Here is a 16845-nt window from a genome sequence, read left to right as displayed (position 1 = left end):
AAGTCCGTGCGAAAGGTGATTCAGCATGGTGAAAATCAGGAAGGCGCTCGGGACAATGGCCGCGGCGATGGCGCTGCCTCTCCTGGCGCAGGGCACCGCGCACGCGGACATCCCGTTCGGCCAGACCATGAACGGGAACGCCACGTACTACAACGACGCCGGTTACGGCGCCTGCGGCACGCAGGTCAACGCGGCCACGGAGATGCTCGTGGCCGTTCCCGCCGCCTACTGGACCACCGCCAACCCGAACAACGACCCGCTCTGCACCGGCGTCTCCGTCGAGGTGACCTACAACGGGCGGACGATCAAGGTCCCGGTCAAGGACAAGTGCCCGAGCTGCTCCAGCACGCACATCGACCTCAGCTATCCGGCGTTCGCCCAGCTCGCCGACCCGAACCTGGGCAACATCCCGCTCACCTGGAAGTTCGTCCGCAGCTAGCGGACACCCCCGGGCGAAAGTGCCGTCCCCGCCCGCCAGGGGACGGCACTTTCATGCCCGGGGCCGTTCGCTCTCGCGGTGATCGGCCCGGCTCGCCGTCGGGTGTCACGTCGCGGCGTGCGGGCCGAGCAGCGCGATCGAGGACTGGACGGCGACCTCGGTGATGTCCCTGATCCGTCCGCCGTCCTCGACGGTGGTCGCGGTCAGTTCGCGCAGTCCGCCGAGCAGCATGATCGCGAGCTGGCGCGACACCGGGCCGACGCCGGCGGCGCGCAGCTCGTCGGTGTCGCAGAGCGTCTGGATCATCGTGGCGAAGGCCTCCATCATGTCGCGCTGGAGACGGCGTGCCGCGTCGCCGAGCGACGGCACGTCGCGGATCCAGCTGAGCGTGAGGGAGGGTTCGGACTCGGCGCCGGCGATCCAGGCCTCGACGGCCTGCCGCACCTGGTCCCTCCAGGGCGCGGTCTGGTCGACGGAGGCGGAGATCTGCCGGATCATCCCGGTGTTGGCGTCGGTCAACAGTGCGACGAAGCACTCTTCCTTGCTCGCGAAGTGTTCGTAGAAGGTGCGCCGCGAGGTGCGTGCGCGGCGCACGACGTCGGCGACCGTGGTGGTGCGGTAGCCCTTGTCCGCGATCGACGCGGCGAGGCCGTCGAGCAGCCGTCGGCGGAACCCGCCGGTGTCGTCGGATGCGGTCGCCATGTGTTCCTGATCCCGCCGGTGCCGCACGGTCGTCACCGTCGTCACGCTATACCTCCCGTCGGGGCCGGCCTTGAATCGAATGGTACATCGGCGTACCGTGCGCGGTACGGCCGTGTACCACGCCGAGAGGGGGGCTCCTCCATGACGACCGTGACGCTTCCGCCGGGCCCGTCGTCCCCGCGTTTCGTCCAGGGCGCCTTCGCGCTGACCACTCCGTTCCGCGGGATGCGCCGGATGCGCGCCCGTTACGGTGACGCCTTCACCGTCAACGTGCCGATCTTCGGCCGGGCCGTGGTCATCAGCCGCTCCGACGAGATCAAGCAGCTGTTCACGGCCGGTCCCGACCTCGTCGAGAACCTGCAGCCGAATCTCGGACGGGTGCTCGGCTCCGGCTCGCTGTTCGCCCTCACGGGTGAGGAGCACCGCAAGCAGCGCAAGCTGCTCGTCCCTCCGTTCCACGGCCGCCGGCTCAAGGCGTACGAGGAGATCATCGAGGAGGAGACGGTGCGCGAGCTGGCGTCGTGGCCGGAGGACCGGCCGTTCGCGACGCTGCCGTCGATGATGCGGATCACGCTGAACGCCATCCTGCGCGCGGTGTTCGGCGCGGACGGCGCCGAGCTCGCCGAACTGCGGGAGTTGCTGCCGCCGTGGGTCTCATCCGGCTCCCGGCTGGCAGTGATGCCGATCCCGCAGATCGACCTCGGGCGGTGGAGCCCGTGGGGGCGGTTCTGGATGGCGCGCCGGCGGTACGACGCGATCGTCGACCGGCTGATCGACAAGGCGGCGGGGGAGGACCTCGACGAACGCGACGACGTCCTCGCGCTGTTGCTGCAGAGCCGCTACGACGACGGCTCGCCGATGAGCCGCGACCAGATCGCCGACCAGCTGCTCACCCTGCTCACCGCCGGGCACGAGACCACGGCGACGACCCTCGCCTGGGCGGTCGAACGGCTCCGCCGCCACCCCGAGGTCCTGAGCGAACTCGTCGCGGAGGCGGACGCGGGCGGCGACGCGCTCCGCCAGGCGACGATCGTCGAGGTGCAGCGCACACGCCCGGTCATCGACCTCGTGGGACGCCACGTGAAGACCGACGGCTTCCGGCTCGGGCGGTGGACGCTGCCGAAGGGGTACACGGTGCTGGTCGGCATCACCTTGATCCACGACGACGAGTCGCTGTTCCCGAACGCACGGGCCTTCGACCCGCACCGCTTCCTCGACGCCAAGCCGGACCTGTACGAGTGGATCCCGTTCGGGGGCGGCGCCCGGCGCTGCCTCGGCGCCGCGTTCGCGACCATGGAGATGAACGTCGTCCTGCGCACCCTGCTGCGCGACCTCACCCTGACACCGACCACCGAGCCGGGCGAGCGATGGCACTCGCGCGGCATCGCCAACGCCCCGGCGAAGGGCGGCCGGGCGGTCGTGCGCCGTCGGAACTCCCCGCCGGTCCCGCCCGCCACGGCCACGGTCGCCGGAGCGCGGTCATGACCGAGCACGTCGACGTGCTGATCATCGGTGCCGGTCTGTCGGGCATCGGCGCGGCGCACCACCTCCAGGCGGCGCTGCCCGGCAAGACGTACGCCATCCTGGAGGCGCGCGAGACCATCGGCGGGACGTGGGACCTGTTCCGGTACCCGGGCGTGCGGTCCGACTCGGACATGCACACCCTCGGCTACCGGTTCCGGCCGTGGACGCAGGCGAAGGCCATCGCGGACGGGCCGTCGATCCTGCGCTACATCCGCGACACCGCCGCCGAGGCCGGCATCGACCGGCACATCCGCTTCCGGCACCGCGTCGTGAGCGCCTCCTGGTCCGGCGAGGACGCCCGCTGGACGGTCGAGGCGATCCACGACGGCGAACCGGTCCGCTTCACGTGCGGCTTCCTGTTCGCCTGCAGCGGCTACTACCGCTACGACGCCGGCCACCTGCCGGACTTCCCCGGCATCGAGCGGTTCGGCGGCACCGTCGTCCACCCGCAGCACTGGCCTGAGGACCTCGACCACACCGGCAAGAAGGTCGTCGTGATCGGCAGCGGCGCGACGGCGGTGACGCTGGTCCCGGCGATGGCCGGCAAGGCCGCGCACGTGACGATGCTGCAGCGCTCGCCCACGTACATCATGTCGCTGCCGGCCGAGGACGCGATCGCCAACACCCTGCGCCGCCTGCTCGGGGCCCGCCGGGCGTACCCGATCGTGCGGTGGAAGAACGTCGCCGCGGTCACGCTGTTCTACCGGCTCAGCCGCCGCCGGCCGCGCCTCGTGAGATCGATCATCCGCAAGGCGACGATCCGGCGACTGCCGCCGGGCTACGACGTCGACACCCATTTCAAGCCGCGTTACCGGCCATGGGACCAGCGGCTGTGCATCGTTCCCGACGGCGACCTGTTCGCCGCGATCCGCGACGGGCGCGCGTCGGTGGTCACCGACCGGATCACGGAGTTCACCGAGACGGGGCTGCGCCTGGAATCCGGGACCGAACTCGACGCGGACATCGTCGTCACCGCCACCGGCCTGCGGCTGCTTGCCCTCGGCGGCATCCGGCTCACCGTCGACGGCCGCGACGTGGCACTGCCGGAGACGATGGCCTACAAGGGCATGATGCTCAGCGGCGTGCCGAACTTCGCCTTCACGATCGGCTACATCAACGCGTCCTGGACCCTCAAGGCCGACCTCGTCAGCGAGTACGTCATGCGGCTGTTGCGCCATCTGGACGCCCGCGGTCATGATCAGTGTGTTCCGGTCAACGACGACCCCGATGTCACGGAGCAGCCGCTGATGGACTTCCAGGCCGGTTACGTGCTGCGCTCCATCGAGGAGTTCCCCAAGGCGGGCTCCCGGACCCCGTGGCGGATCCCCATGAGCTACGCCCACGACCTGGTCGACCTGCGGTACGGCCCCATCGACGACGGCGTCATGCGGTTCTCCCGCAGGCCCGTGCCCCGCGAGGCCGCCCGCCGTTCCGCGTGATCGACCGTCACACTTTCAGATCGGAGAGGCATCGTGAGAGTTCACCTCGACCCGGGGCGCTGCCAGGGACACGGCCGCTGCTATGACCTGGCCCCCGATCTGTTCGGCGAGGACGACGAGGGCTTCGGGACGGTCCTCGGCGACGGCATCGTGCCGCCGGACCAGGCGCAGGACGCGCGACGCGCGGCGGCCAACTGCCCCGAACACGCCATCGACCTTCGCGAAGGAGCATGAGATGACGGTCGATGACCGCTTCGCCCGAGACTTCCGGGAGACGGAGGACGACCGGCTCGCCGGAAAGCGCAACGAGGTCGTCACCGGTCCCGTCGCGGACTGGGCGACCGACTTCTCCCACACCGAGCCGGAGTGGGCCGCCGACCCGTACCCGATCCAGGACGACCTGCGGGGGCGCTGCCCGATCGCGCACACCGAGCGGTTCGGCGGCGCGTGGCTGCCCACCCGGTACGAGGACGTCGCCGCGATCGCCTACGACACCGAGCGCTTCTCCTCACGGGCGATCGTCGTGAGCAACTACCGGCCCCCACTGGACCTGGCGCCGGTCGGCGTGGTCCCGCCGATCTCCTCCGACCCGCCGTTCCACCACGACGCCCGCCGGCTGCTGCTTCCGGCGTTCACGAAGAAGGCGATCGCCGCGTACGAGCCGGACACGAGGGCGCTGTGCCACGCGCTGATCGACGGGCTGGAAGGGCGGGAAGTGGTCGACGCCGCGCGCGAGTACGCCCAGCACATCCCGATGCGGGTGATCGCCGGCATGCTCGGCTTCCCTCCGGAGGACGGGCCGAAGTTCGCCCAGTTCGTCGAGAACGCGCTCGAGAGCATCAACCTGCCCCCCGAAGAGCGCCTGCAGCGGATGGACCGGCTGTTCGACTACCTGCTCGTGCAGATCCGTGACCACGTCGACGACCCGCGCGACGATCTCACCACCTACCTCATCAACGCCGAGCTCTACGGCCGCAAGCTCGAGCCGTCGCACGTGGCCGGCGCGATGGCCCTGCTCCTCATCGCCGGGATCGACACGACGTGGAGTGCGATCGGGGCGTCGTTGTGGCATCTGGCCAAGACGCCCGGCGACCGTGAACGGCTGGTCGCCGAGCCCGGGCTGGTTCCGACCGCGATCGAGGAGTTCCTGCGGGTCTACGCCCCGGTCACGATGGCGCGGCTGGTCAAGGAGGACATGCACTGGCGCGGCGTCGACATGAAGGCCGACGACTGGGTGCTGCTGTCGTTCCCGGCGGCCAACCGCGACCCGGCCCAGTTCGACCGGGCCGGCGAGGTCGTCATCGACCGCGAGGTCAACCGGCACGCCGCGTTCGGCCTGGGCATCCACCGCTGCGTGGGCTCCCACCTGGCGCGCATGGAACTGCGGGTCGCCCTGGAGGTCTGGCTCGAACGGATCCCGGTCTTCGCCCTCGACGACCCGGACGCGGTGACGTGGGCGCCGGGACAGGTCCGCGGCCCCCGCGCGCTCCCGATCCGCGTCGGCTGAGACCGGCCGGCGCGGCCCCACCCGGCCGGCGCGGGTAGCGGTCCCGCTATCGCGGCGGGCTCGGTGGGGGACCGACGGAGTCGCGGACGACGACGTGGGTGCCCATCTTGAGGTACTGCCCGCTGTGCTCGTTCCGGTGGAGGGCCATCCGGACCGCGGCCCGGCCGAGCTCCTCATGGGGGACGTGCACGGTGGTCAGCGCCGGGAGGAGATCTTCGGCGAGGGGAATGTCGTCGTAGCCCACCACCGAGACGTCCTCCGGCACGCGGATTCCCGCCTCGCGCAGCGCGAGCAGCACACCGGCGGCGATCATGTCGGTCATGGCGAAGACGGCGCTGAACTCGATCTTCCGGTCGAGGAGCTCACGCGTCGCGCGGTAGCCGGATCGGCGGGTGAAGTCGCCCTCGACCATGAGCTTCGGGTCCGCGGAAAGCCCGCGGCCGCGGAGCGCGCGCTCGTAGCCCTGGACACGGGCGGTGGAGGTCGGCATGTCGTCGACGGTCCCCAGCAGCGCGATGCGCTCGTGGCCGGCCGACAACAGGTAGCTGGTCACCGCGAACGCGCCGCCTTCGTTGTCGTACTCGACGACCGTCTGCGGGACGTCGCCGTCCAGGGCCGGCCGTCCGCACAGCACGAGGCGTGAACCGCTCGCGTCCAGCGCATGGGCGAGCCTGCCCATGCGCTCCTGGTACTCGGGCGTCTCGGGCACGCCGCCGACCAGGATCACCGCCTCGGCGCGCTGCTCTCGCATCAGGTTGATCACGGCCAACTCGCGGTCGGGGTCGCTGTGGGTCGTGCAGACCAGGCACAGCCTTCCCTCGGCGGTGGCCTGCTGCTCGACGCCCTGCGCGATGTGGGCGAAGAACGGCCCGGTGACGTCGTTGACGACGAAGGCGACGGTGTTCGAGGTGGCGGCGACGAGCGCGCGGGCGTTGGCGTTGACGACGTAGTCGAGTTCGCGCATCGCCCGCCGTACGCGGGCGCGGGTGGCCGTGGCGACCGGGTAGGTGCCGCCGATGACCCGCGAGACGGTCGCCGGGGAGACCCCGGCCCGAGCCGCGACCTCCTTGATCGTACGGCGTTGGAGTGACTCACCCTCGGCGGCCGAGCGCCTCGCCATCGATCCTCCCCGCCTACCGGACTGTCCACCGTCATGCTAATGGGACGTCGGGCCGACGGCGGGCCTCAGGCCACCCGCTCCAGATCGCTCTTCCGCACCTGGTGGACCAGCGGCCGGCCGTCCGTCAGCCGTTCGAGCTCCTCCACCGTGCTCCTGCCGAGCCGCTCCAGCTCGTTGCCCATCGAGCCGGCCACGTGCGGCGTCAAGAAGACGTTGGGGAGGGTGAAGAGGGGAGAGCCGGCGGGCGGGGGCTCGGGGTCGGTCACGTCGAGGACCGCGCTGATGCGGCCGGCGACCAGCTCGTCGATCAGCGCGTCGTGGTCGACGAGGGCTCCCCGGGCGGTGTTGATCAACACGCCCCCGTCGGGGATCAACGCGAGGCGGCGCCGGTCCAGCAGTCCCCGGGTCTGTGGGATGTCCGGGGCGTGCACGCTGACGATCGTGCTGGTGCGCAGCAGGTCGTCCAGGGGCAGCAACGCCGCGCCGAGGCGGGCCGCCTCGGCGGCGTTCAGGTACGGATCGGCGAGCACCATGGTGAGGTCGTACGGCCGGAGCAGCTCGAGCACCCGGCGGCCCACTCGCGAGGCCCCGATGAGACCGACCCGGCGCCCGTAGTTGCCCACGGCGGGGTCGTCCTCCCGGCGGCGGTACGCGGGGTCGGCGCGGTAGCGCTCCCGGGCCTCGAACACGCTCTTGCCGGCCATCAGGATCGCGGCGACGGTGTACTCGGCCACGGGCATCGCGTTGGCCTGCGCCGCGCTGGAGACCAGCAGTCCGCGGTCCCAGCACGCCTCGTCGATCAGGTGGCGCACGGTGCCCGCGGCGTGCACGACGGCGCGCAGCCGCGGGGCGGCGGCGAGGACAGCGCGGTCCACGCGGGGGGCACCCCATCCCGTGATGAGGATCTCGGCCTCGGCCAGGGTCTCGGCGATCTCCGGCCGGTCGAACCGCCGGGCCACGAGCGACGGGTCGATGTCCACCAGCGTGGCGAGCCGGCTCATGAGGGGGGTCGGGAAGAGCTGGGGCAGGTACTGCGCACGCATGGCGAACAGCGCCTTCGGCCGGTCGGCCATAGATCACGCTCCATGATCGATAGAAAACGATTTCTACGCTAGGGGAACCCCCGCGACGGGTCAATCGCCTCTCCGGAGAGGCTGCAGAAGTCGTCGCTGTGGCGGATTGAGAAGCGTTCTACCTGTTCAAGTGCTTAGAAGGAAATCCGTGCGCAACTGGGGTGCAACATCTCTGCCATCCACCCCTTGTGGCGACGCACCGTGCAGTCGTACATTCCACAGCAAGCGTTTTCTATCCCAGTTTCCAGCGTGGGACGCCCAGGAGGCCTCATGCGCACCACACTCAAGGGCCGCGCCGGAGCGGTCGTCTCCATCTGCGCGCTCGCCGCGGCCCTGGCGGGTTGCGGCGGTGGCTCAGGTTCGGCCAAGGCCGACGGTCCCGTGACCCTCACGTTCTGGGGTGAGGCCGAAGGGCTGAGCAAGCAGACTGCGGCGTGGAACGCCGCGCACCCCGACATCCAGGTCAAGTTCACCAAGGTCACACTCGGTTACCCCGACTATCAGAAGATCGCGGCGGCGGTGAAGGCCGGGAACGGTCCCTGTGTCGGCCAGACCGACGCCGAGCACCTGGTCACCTTCGCCTCGCAGGGGCTGGTCCAGGACATCACCAAGTACGCGGGCAAGTACCAGAACCTGTTCACCGCTCCGGCGTGGAAGGCGATGAGCCCGGGCGGCACCACGTACGCCCTGCCGCTGTCCGCGTCGCCCAACTTCTTCGCCTACCGCACCGACCTGTACAAGAAGTACGGCCTGACGCCTCCGAAGACGTGGGACGAGTTCATCGCCGGCGGCAAGAAGCTGCGGGCCGCGGATCCCAAGCTGAAGATGATGAACTACGCGCCGGAGGACCCCAGCGGCTTCGTCGGTCTGGTCTGGGAGGCCGGCGGCAACTGGTACAAGCAGTCCGGCAACGGCTGGCAGGTGACCTTCACCTCCCCGGAGAGCCTGAAGGCCGCGAACGTCCTGCAGCAGTTCGTCGACGGGAAGCTGCTGTCGTCGGTGTCCTACTCCGACCCGGGCGTGTGGAAGACGTGGGACGACGGCGGCACCCTCTCGATGACCACGTCGACCTGGCAGCTTCCGATCTACGCCAAGTCGTTCCCCAAGTCGGACGGCAAGTGGGCCATCACCACCGTCCCGCAGTACGCGGCCGGTGAGTCCTCCACCGACAGCGGCTACCGCGGCGTCACCGTCTACAAGGGCTGCAAGGACCCGCAGCAGGCCGTGAAGTTCGCCGCCTGGCTGGGCGGCGACAAGGCCCCGGTCGGCGCGCTGGCCGATCCGAACTCCGGGTCGGGCCTGTTCCCCGCGCTCAAGGACGTGACGCCGTACGTCGCCGACGTGGCGCCCAAGAAAATGATCCCGCAGAGCGACGCCGCGCAGGTCATCACGACCGCCGCCGGACAGGTCAACGCGGCCTGGGAGTTCGGCCCGGACTACGCGACCATGTACCAGAAGATGCAGACCTACTGGCCGAAGGTGCTGTCCGGCCAGCTGAAGGTCACCGACATGCTGAACGAGATGCAGCGGTTCGTCGTCGGCGACCTGAAGTCCCAGGGCATCAACGTGGTGGCCGGCTGACCATGGCCATCGAGGCGGACCGGCGACGTCCGGTGACCACACCCGAGGCGGCCCGCGGCGCGGCGCCCCGAGCGCCCCGCTTCGGGCGCCGGCCCGGGAGCCCGCGCACGGGGGCGACGAAGGGCCTGCTGTTCAGCGTCCCCTACATCGTGGGCTTCCTGGCCGTCTACGTCATCCCGGTCGGCTACACGATCGTCCGGGGCCTGTACCGGCAGCAGCGGTCGGGGCTGGGATTCGGGCCGGCCCGGAGCGTCTTCGTCGGGCTCGGCAACTTCGTCAAGATCTTCCACGACGGCCTGTTCTGGACGGGCCTGCTGCGGGTGGCGCTCTTCGGGGCGGTGGAGATCCCGATCATGCTGGGTCTCGCGCTGCTGCTGGCGCTGCTGCTGGACGGCATCACGGCCCGCGCCGTCCGCCTCTTCCGGGTCGGCTACCTCATCCCGTACGTCGTGCCGAGCGTCGTGGCCGCGCTCATCTGGCTGTACCTCTACAGCCCCGAGGTCAGCCCGATCAACAGCACGGCGCGGCACGTCGGCGTGACCATCGACTTCTTCGGTCCGGTCACCACCTACCTGACGCTGGGCAACGTGCTGGTCTGGGAGCAGATCGGTTTCAACATGATCCTCATCTACTCCGCGCTCCAGGCCATCCCCCGGGAGCTGTACGAGGCGGCGCGGATCGACGGCGCCTCCGAACGGCGGATCGCCTGGTCCATCAAGATCCCGAACCTGCGGCCGGTGCTGGTCTTCACCGGGATGTTCTCCGTCATCAACGCGCTGCAGCTGCTCACCGAGCCGTTCGTGCTGCGGCTGGTGGGCTGGAAGTCCATCTCCAAGGACTTCACCCCGATGCAGATGATCTACAACGCCGCGTCGGCGGAGGGCAACTACGAGTACGCCGCCGCCATGTCGACCGTGCTCGCCGTGGTCACCGGGATCCTGGCGTTCGTCTTCTACCGTCTCACCAACCGGAAGGTCACCGCATGACGGCGCAGGCCGCGCTCGGGCGGCGCAGGACCCGCTCGGCGCCCGTCACCACCGGAGTGCGCCCGTCACGCGGGTCGGTCGCGCTCACCACCGTCCTGATGGTCCTCTTCCTCCTCTATTCGGTGGCGCCGGTCTGGTGGCTGCTGGTGTCGAGCACCAAGGGCCTGTCCGACCTGTACGGGTCGTTCGGCCTGTGGTTCTCCGGCGACTTCCACCTGGGCGCGAACATCCGGGACACGCTGACCTACCACGACCACATCTACCTGCGGTGGATCGGGAACTCCATCCTGTACGCCGGAGTCGGCGCGGCCGGGGCCACCCTGATCTCACTCGCGGCCGGCTACGGCATGGCGAAGTACCGGTTCCGCGGGCGCGCCGCCCTGTTCGCCACCACGATCGCCGCCTCGCTGCTGCCCACCACACTGGTCGCGCTGCCGCTGTACCTCGTGTTCACCAAGATAGGCCTGACCGGGACGGTGTGGTCGGTCCTCATCCCGAACTTCGTCAACCCGTACTGCGTCTACCTGGGCCGCGTGTACGCCGAGAGCACCGTGCCGGACGAGCTGATCGAGGCGGCCCGTATGGACGGCGCCGGGGAGTTCCGCATCTTCGCCACGATCGCGCTGAAGCTGATGACCACCGGTGCGATCACCATCTTCATGCTCGACTTCATCGCCATCTGGAACAACTTCTTCCTGCCGCTGTTCATGCTCAGCGGCGAGAAGACCTTCCCGGTCACCCTCGGCCTCTACGCGTGGAACCAGGAAGTGGTGCGCGCCCAGAACATGACGCCGATGGTCGTCACCGGCTCGCTGCTGTCGATCGTTCCGCTCGCCCTGTTCATGATCTCGCTGCAGCGGTTCTGGCGCGGCGGGATCCTCGCCGGAAGCCTCCGCTGAGTCCCGGACCCCCTCCAAGCGCCAAGCCTCAGACCTCCAAGGGAGGGCGAAGCATGCCCGAAAACCCGGTCTCCCGCCGCAACGTCCTGAAGTACACCGCAGCCGCCGGCGTCGGCGCCACGGCCGTCGGGAGGTTCGCCGGTACGGCGTCAGCCGCCGAGCCCGCCCCCGGCGCCGCCCGGGCACCGGGTCCGCTCGACACCCTCGTCTTCGGCGACGCGACATCGGAGAAGGCGCACGGCCTGACCGCGGCGCTGTCCGACGTCGTCGCCACGGGCGGACTGGGCCAGAGCGCCCGCGTCCTGCGACCGACCGACCCGGTGGGCTTCTGGGGCGGCCGGCTCGCCTTCACCATGGCGTGCGCCCCCACCGGCACGACGTACGTGACCGTCAAGCTGTGGGGCGACGAGAACGACGGGACGTCGCAGGAGACAGCGAGCGGCACCCGGATGTGGCGGCTCCAGCTGTTCTGCGACGGCCTTCAGGTCGGCCACACCGACGAGGGCGCGGTGGACTGTCTCGACATCCTCGACACCGCGCCGCGCGCCCCCGGCCGCTTCTTCTTCCACACCCTCCCGCTGCCGGAGAAGCTCACCAAGGGCAAGACGAAGGTCGCCCTGGAGATCCGCGCCGAGGGCCGGATCTGGTCCTACGGCAACACCAGCGCCAGCTTCTTCTACGACATGACGACGGCGTCCCGCGGCGTCTACCGCCTCTACACCCACACCGACCCGTACTTCACCCCGCCGGCCGGCGACGTCCAAGGGCCGGCGCCCACGCCGCGGGCGCGCACCTCGCCGGGGGCCGAGGTGCTCACCGCCATCAGGGAACGGGTGCTCAAGGACACCGCCCACCTGCTGAACGAGGCGACACCCGCCGCGCTGGACGGCTGGGCCATGCAGCAGCTCGCCGAGGCGTACCTGTGGCCGGACGGGCCCGCCTACCAGGACGACCGGGCGCTGGACCGTACGCTGCAGGCCATCGACGGCCGCTACCACGCCTGGAAGTCCGACGCCGGCGTGCTGACCGGATCGGACCAGCAGTGGCAGGGCTTCGGCCGGGTCGGGCTCGTCCTCGCGCTGCTCTGGGAGCACCTCGGCGACCGGTTGAAGGAACGCGTGACCGGATCCCCGTACGCGATCGCCAACCCGGGATTCGAGGAGGGCAGCGGCACGACGGCGACCGGCTGGGCGGTGATGGGCTGGGTCGCGAACGGCACCGCCACCCGCGACTCGACGGTCCACCGCTCCGGCTCGTACTCGATGAAGCTGGTGCGGGGCTCCTCGGGCGCGAACGCCATCGCGGTCGGCAACGTCACGAAGGTCTCGCTCGACCGGGGCACCTACGAGTACGGCGTCTGGGTCAAGACCCAGGACGTCACCGGCAAGGGCGTCTACCTCGACGTGCTGTTCTACGACGCCGGCGGGAAGATCGTCGGCACCGACAACAAGGCCTACTCCGCCACCGGCACCAACGACTGGGCGTACGTCTCGCTCAAACTGGACACCCCGCCCACGGCGACGCAGGCGTGGTTGTTCATCGGCGTGCCGGACGGCGGCACCGCCTGGATCGACGACGTCACCCTGGTGGCCCCCTCGACCGGCACCCACGTGCCGCCGGTGCGCCGTGACGCGTACGTCGAGATGCTCGCCGCCAGCCGGGAGTACTGGCGGCGGCACTTCCCGCACTATTCCAACCAGTCGCAGATCTGCGCGATCGGCCTGTACCAGTGCAACCGCGGCCTGCGGCTGCTCGACGAGAGCAAGGCGTGGCCGGAGGAGAGGGCACGCGACTACCTGTACCAGTCCATCGGCCTGAAACCGTGGCTCGGGCCGGAGGACGCCGACGGCACCCCGACGCGGCCGCTCGGATCCGGCTACCTGCAGGTCACCCGGAAGGGCCTGACCCGCGAGCTCGGCTACGTCGGTAACTACGGCGAGGTGACCGACTGGCTCATCATGATGTACGAGTCGGTCACCCGCGGGTACCGGGCGCAGGAGGCGCCCGAGCTGCGCGACCAGATGGTCAAAATGGTCAGGACGCGCGGCCTGTTCCACCCGTTCGACGTGGACGCCGACGGCTGCCGGGTGGCCCGGCTGGAGACCGTGATCGGCTGGCGCAACGAGGTCTACCCGGGCCAGCCCGGGTACGCGCAGCGCACCGCCTGGGACTCCCACCCGCTCCAGGCGGCCGTGGCCTTCGAGGACCCGCGGCTCATCGGCTGGACCCAGGAGATGATGGCCGACGGTCAGCTCTGGCCCCAGCTCCACCTGCTGCAGACGCACCCCTGGACGCGCGTCGGGCTCAACGCCTTCCGGCTCATCGCCCGCGACTGGGACGCCTTCCAGAAGCTGCCGCGGCACGGAGACCGGATGCCCACCGGCTGGGAGCGGCCCGACTTCGTGTTCACCGACGAGGAGAACGGCGCCGTCGCGGTCAAGAACGGTACGGAGATCCTCTACGCTTCGCTGTACTTCCGGGCCCGCCAGGCCGTCAACGACTACGCGCGGATCCACCTCCTCACCCCGGCCGACCAGCGATCGGCCACGATCCGCGAACGATCGGCCGGCCTGACCGGCGACACCTTCACGGTTCGCGACTGGATCACCTGGGACTACGCCATCAACGACCCGGCCGCCGGCGGCATCCCGCCCGGCGGCTTCCCGCCACCAGGCGAGACCCCGCACCAGGCCCTGGCCGGGGACGTCCTCCACCGGGCACCGATCCCCGCCGACGTCCCCGACCCCGCGCTCGGCGTGCACTTCGACGGCGTCGAGGAGATGCTGGTCGGCCGGGCGCCGCTCTATGTCTGCGAGTACGGGCCGTACGTCCTCGTGATGAACACGACCACCGACAAGGTCTACACCGTGCCGTCCCTCGGCGAAGGGCAGGCCCGCGACCTGCGCACCGGCAAGCGGGTGAACCTGCGGCAGCCCCACAGGGTGGGCCCGCTCATGACGCTGGTCCTGCGCCGGGAGGCGGAGGACCGGTGACCGAGGCCGGAGCCGGAGCCGGTCGGCGGCACGTGTCGCCGACCGGCCAGGCCGAAGCGGGCGCTCCCGTCCGAGTCCGCGAGAGCAGACGAAAGGACCTGACCCGATGGCCCGGCAGGTGATCCGCAATCCGGTGCTGCGCGGCTTCGAACCCGACCCGTCGATCCTGCGCGTCGGCGACGACCACTACATCGCGACCTCGACGTTCGAGTGGTACCCCGGCGTCCGGATCCACCACTCCCGTGACCTCGTCCACTGGCGCAGCCTCGGTGGCGTCCTCGACGACCGCCGGCTGGTCGATCTGGCGGGTGTACCGGACTCCGGGGGCATCTGGGCGCCCGACCTGTCGTACGCCGACGGCCGCTTTCACCTGGTGTTCACCCTCGTGGACGGGTACGCCGGAGGATGGCGGGACCTGACCAACCTCGTCACCACGGCACCGTCCATCGAAGGGCCGTGGTCCGACCCTGTGCCCCTGCACGGACGGGGCTTCGACCCCTCGCTGTTCCACGACGACGACGGCCGTAGCTGGCTGCTGAGCATGGTCCTCGACTGGCGGCCGGAGCGGCCGGGCTTCGCCGGGATCGAGCTCCAGGAGTACGACCGCGCGTCCCAGCGGCTGCTCGGCGAACCACGACGGATCTTCACCGGCACCGAGGCGGGGGTCACGGAGGGCCCGCACCTGTACCGCCGGGACGGCTGGTACTACCTCCTGGTCGCCGAAGGCGGCACCGGCTACGACCATCAGGCCACCGTCGCCCGCGCCCGGTCCATCACCGGTCCGTACGAGGCCGATCCCGAGGGCCCGATGCTGACCGCCCGGCACGATCCGGGCCTGGAGCTGCAGAAGGTCGGGCACGGGTGCCTGGTCGAGACCGGGAGCGGTGAATGGTACGTCGCGCACATCTGCGCCCGGCCGTACACCCCGCGCGGACGCTGCGTGCTGGGCCGGGAGACGGCACTGCAACGGGTCGTCTGGACCCCGGACGGCTGGCCACGGGTGCCCGGCGGGCTCGCCGCCGTCGAGGTTCCCGCACCGGACCTGCCTCTCGCACCGGACCCGTCCTGCACGCCGGGCCTGTCTCACATCCCGGACCCGTCTTGCCGGCCGGACCTGGCTCCGGTGCCGTTCACCGCCGACCGCGCTGAGCCCTCCGGCTCTCGTCTCGGTCCCGAGTGGAGCACGCTGCGCCGCCCCGCCTCACCGGACTGGCTGCGCGTGGACGGTCACATGCGCATCCACGGTGGCCAGTCGCCCACCGGCAGGCGCGCGCCCAGCCTGGTCGCCCGCCGGGTGACCGCGACCCGGTGCGGCTTCGCGGCGGACGTGCGGTTCACGCCATGTACGCCCGACCGGCTCGCCGGCGTCACGGCGTACTACAACACGCGCAACTGGCACTACCTGGCCGTCACCGCCGCCGATGACGGCGGCACCGTCCTCCAGGTGCTGAGCAGTGCCTCCGGCGAGCTGACCGTCCATCCCCAGCGGGTGCCGGTTCCCCCGGGCGCCGCCGTCCGCCTGCACGCCGAACTGGACGGACCCGTCCTGCGGTTCGGCCACGACCTGGGCGCCGGTCCGCAGTGGCTCCCGCTCGAACTCGACGCCACTGTCCTGTCCGACGAGCACGCCGACGAGTTCGAGGACGGGCGGGTGCGCGTCCTCGGGTTCACCGGCGCGATGCTCGGCCTCTGGGTCCTCGACCTCGACGGCGGTGGCTGCCACGCCGACTTCACGAACGTGACCTACCGAACCGGCCCCCGCCCCGACGCGCCGGTCAACGGTCGCACCACTGGTCGATGAGCCCCACTGTTTCGGCGACGCGCTCCTCGTGGAGGTAGTGGCCGACGCCGGGCCAGTGCTCGACGCGGGCACCGGGTAGCCGAAGACCGGCCTCCCAGGCGGCGTGCTCGGCGGAGGTCCAGACGGTGAGGGACGGGCACGCGCGGAGCCTCAGGTACGCCTCGCTGCGCGCGCGGATCCCCACCGCCTCCGGATCGGTGTACATCCCCGCGTACGCCTGTGCGACGACGTGGCCGGGCGCGCCGAGCATCGTCCGGACGTGGGCCGTGCGCAGACCGGCCGGAGCGTCCGGAGAGAAGGCGGCGGCGATGAACTCGGCGGCGGCCTCGGCGCCCTTCTCCTGATACGCGCGGAGCCGGCGGGGGATGTCCGCGACCTCGTCGCCGGCCGCTCCGTGCGCCGGGTCGAGCGCGATCACGGAGCACACCGCCTCCGGGTGCTCGACGGCGAGCAGGTTGACGACCTGACCGCCCATCGAGTGGCCGACCGCGACGACCGGACCGGTGGCGAGGCGCGCGACGAGCGCGGCGAGGTCCCGGGCCATCGCCCGGGGCGTGTTGCCGTCGGCGGGCACGTCGGAGCGGCCGTGGCCGCGCAGGTCCGGAACGATGACGCGGTGCCGTCCGGCCAGGGCCTCCACGTGCGGTGACCACTCGCGGCCGTCCCCACCCCAGCCGTGCACCAGGAGCAGGACGACGCTTCCCGACCCGTGGTCGGTGTGAAAGAGCCGGACGCCGCCCAGATCGCCCATCGACACCGAATGTCTCCTCTTCGTACGATT

Annotated in this window: 14 protein-coding genes; 10 read left to right on the top strand and 4 right to left on the bottom strand. The window is 70.7% G+C overall.

Annotated features, from left to right (window positions below; genetic code table 11):
- The first annotated feature begins 25 nt into the window (after positions 1 to 25).
- Positions 26 to 439: a cysteine/serine endopeptidase inhibitor gene (locus ABEA24_RS25580; protein WP_345433585.1), complete on the top strand. Its 414-nt coding sequence runs from the start codon at positions 26 to 28 to the stop codon at positions 437 to 439.
- A gap of 105 nt (positions 440 to 544) precedes the next feature.
- On the opposite strand, the gene ABEA24_RS25575 is transcribed toward ABEA24_RS25580, so the two are convergent.
- Positions 545 to 1186 carry a TetR/AcrR family transcriptional regulator gene (locus ABEA24_RS25575; RefSeq protein WP_345433584.1) on the bottom strand — a complete coding sequence of 214 codons (642 nt, stop codon included), beginning with the start codon at positions 1184 to 1186 and terminating at the stop codon, positions 545 to 547.
- Between the two features lie 96 nt (positions 1187 to 1282).
- Here ABEA24_RS25575 and ABEA24_RS25570 point away from each other — a divergent pair, with 96 nt between their 5' ends.
- The 4 genes from ABEA24_RS25570 to ABEA24_RS25555 are packed head-to-tail and all read left to right on the top strand — an operon-like array spanning position 1283 to position 5611.
- Complete coding sequence (locus ABEA24_RS25570; protein WP_345433583.1) at positions 1283 to 2626, top strand: cytochrome P450; 1344 nt, start codon at positions 1283 to 1285, stop codon at positions 2624 to 2626.
- On the top strand, positions 2623 to 4104 hold the full coding sequence (locus tag ABEA24_RS25565) for a flavin-containing monooxygenase (protein ID WP_345433581.1): 1482 nt from the start codon (positions 2623 to 2625) through the stop codon (positions 4102 to 4104). The genes ABEA24_RS25570 and ABEA24_RS25565 overlap by 4 nt, the downstream gene beginning before the upstream one ends.
- Before the next feature lie 33 nt (positions 4105 to 4137).
- A complete protein-coding gene (locus ABEA24_RS25560; RefSeq protein ID WP_345433580.1) occupies positions 4138 to 4338 on the top strand; it encodes a ferredoxin in 201 nt (66 codons plus the stop codon).
- Between the two features lies 1 nt (position 4339).
- On the top strand, positions 4340 to 5611 hold the full coding sequence (locus tag ABEA24_RS25555; RefSeq protein ID WP_345433579.1) for a cytochrome P450: 1272 nt from the start codon (positions 4340 to 4342) through the stop codon (positions 5609 to 5611).
- A gap of 46 nt (positions 5612 to 5657) precedes the next feature.
- Here the strand turns inward: ABEA24_RS25555 and ABEA24_RS25550 are convergent, their stop codons facing one another.
- Positions 5658 to 6731: a LacI family DNA-binding transcriptional regulator gene (locus ABEA24_RS25550; protein WP_345433578.1), complete on the bottom strand. Its 1074-nt coding sequence runs from the start codon at positions 6729 to 6731 to the stop codon at positions 5658 to 5660.
- 65 nt (positions 6732 to 6796) lie between these two features.
- Entirely contained in the window at positions 6797 to 7804 is a 1008-nt protein-coding gene (locus ABEA24_RS25545; protein ID WP_345433577.1) for a hydroxyacid dehydrogenase, read from the bottom strand.
- Between the two features lie 270 nt (positions 7805 to 8074).
- Between ABEA24_RS25545 and ABEA24_RS25540 the strand changes: the two genes are divergently transcribed.
- The 5 genes from ABEA24_RS25540 (at position 8075) to ABEA24_RS25520 (ending at position 16064) form a co-directional block, all read left to right on the top strand.
- Positions 8075 to 9385: an ABC transporter substrate-binding protein gene (locus ABEA24_RS25540; RefSeq protein ID WP_345433576.1), complete on the top strand. Its 1311-nt coding sequence runs from the start codon at positions 8075 to 8077 to the stop codon at positions 9383 to 9385.
- 2 nt (positions 9386 to 9387) lie between these two features.
- A complete protein-coding gene (locus tag ABEA24_RS25535; RefSeq protein WP_345433575.1) occupies positions 9388 to 10371 on the top strand; it encodes a carbohydrate ABC transporter permease in 984 nt (327 codons plus the stop codon).
- On the top strand, positions 10368 to 11270 hold the full coding sequence (locus ABEA24_RS25530) for a carbohydrate ABC transporter permease (protein ID WP_345433574.1): 903 nt from the start codon (positions 10368 to 10370) through the stop codon (positions 11268 to 11270). The genes ABEA24_RS25535 and ABEA24_RS25530 overlap by 4 nt, the downstream gene beginning before the upstream one ends.
- 53 nt (positions 11271 to 11323) lie before the next feature.
- On the top strand, positions 11324 to 14263 hold the full coding sequence (locus tag ABEA24_RS25525) for a hypothetical protein (protein ID WP_345433573.1): 2940 nt from the start codon (positions 11324 to 11326) through the stop codon (positions 14261 to 14263).
- Between the two features lie 106 nt (positions 14264 to 14369).
- Positions 14370 to 16064, top strand: coding sequence for a glycoside hydrolase family 43 protein (locus ABEA24_RS25520; RefSeq protein WP_345433572.1), 1695 nt, complete (start codon positions 14370 to 14372; stop codon positions 16062 to 16064).
- Here ABEA24_RS25520 and ABEA24_RS25515 read toward each other — a convergent pair.
- Positions 16039 to 16815 carry an alpha/beta fold hydrolase gene (locus tag ABEA24_RS25515; protein WP_345433775.1) on the bottom strand — a complete coding sequence of 259 codons (777 nt, stop codon included), beginning with the start codon at positions 16813 to 16815 and terminating at the stop codon, positions 16039 to 16041. The two genes, ABEA24_RS25520 and ABEA24_RS25515, sit on opposite strands and share 26 nt — an antisense overlap.
- Between the last annotated feature and the right edge of the window lie 30 nt (positions 16816 to 16845).

Source organism: Actinoallomurus vinaceus (assembly GCF_039542055.1).
Classification (GTDB): Bacteria; Actinomycetota; Actinomycetes; order Streptosporangiales; family Streptosporangiaceae; genus Actinoallomurus; species Actinoallomurus vinaceus.
This window is presented reverse-complemented; position numbering and strand designations above follow the sequence as displayed.

Excerpts from the sequence above, each read along its gene's own strand:
- ABEA24_RS25580 (WP_345433585.1), top strand. The coding sequence starts at position 26 with ATGGTGAAAATCAGGAAGGCGCTCGGGACAATGGCCGCGGCGATGGCG.
- ABEA24_RS25570 (WP_345433583.1), top strand. The coding sequence starts at position 1,283 with ATGACGACCGTGACGCTTCCGCCGGGCCCGTCGTCCCCGCGTTTCGTC.
- ABEA24_RS25565 (WP_345433581.1), top strand. The coding sequence starts at position 2,623 with ATGACCGAGCACGTCGACGTGCTGATCATCGGTGCCGGTCTGTCGGGC.
- ABEA24_RS25555 (WP_345433579.1), top strand. The coding sequence starts at position 4,340 with ATGACGGTCGATGACCGCTTCGCCCGAGACTTCCGGGAGACGGAGGAC.
- ABEA24_RS25550 (WP_345433578.1), bottom strand. The coding sequence starts at position 6,731 with ATGGCGAGGCGCTCGGCCGCCGAGGGTGAGTCACTCCAACGCCGTACG.
- ABEA24_RS25545 (WP_345433577.1), bottom strand. The coding sequence starts at position 7,804 with ATGGCCGACCGGCCGAAGGCGCTGTTCGCCATGCGTGCGCAGTACCTG.
- ABEA24_RS25540 (WP_345433576.1), top strand. The coding sequence starts at position 8,075 with ATGCGCACCACACTCAAGGGCCGCGCCGGAGCGGTCGTCTCCATCTGC.
- ABEA24_RS25535 (WP_345433575.1), top strand. The coding sequence starts at position 9,388 with ATGGCCATCGAGGCGGACCGGCGACGTCCGGTGACCACACCCGAGGCG.
- ABEA24_RS25530 (WP_345433574.1), top strand. The coding sequence starts at position 10,368 with ATGACGGCGCAGGCCGCGCTCGGGCGGCGCAGGACCCGCTCGGCGCCC.
- ABEA24_RS25525 (WP_345433573.1), top strand. The coding sequence starts at position 11,324 with ATGCCCGAAAACCCGGTCTCCCGCCGCAACGTCCTGAAGTACACCGCA.
- ABEA24_RS25520 (WP_345433572.1), top strand. The coding sequence starts at position 14,370 with ATGGCCCGGCAGGTGATCCGCAATCCGGTGCTGCGCGGCTTCGAACCC.
- ABEA24_RS25515 (WP_345433775.1), bottom strand. The coding sequence starts at position 16,815 with ATGGGCGATCTGGGCGGCGTCCGGCTCTTTCACACCGACCACGGGTCG.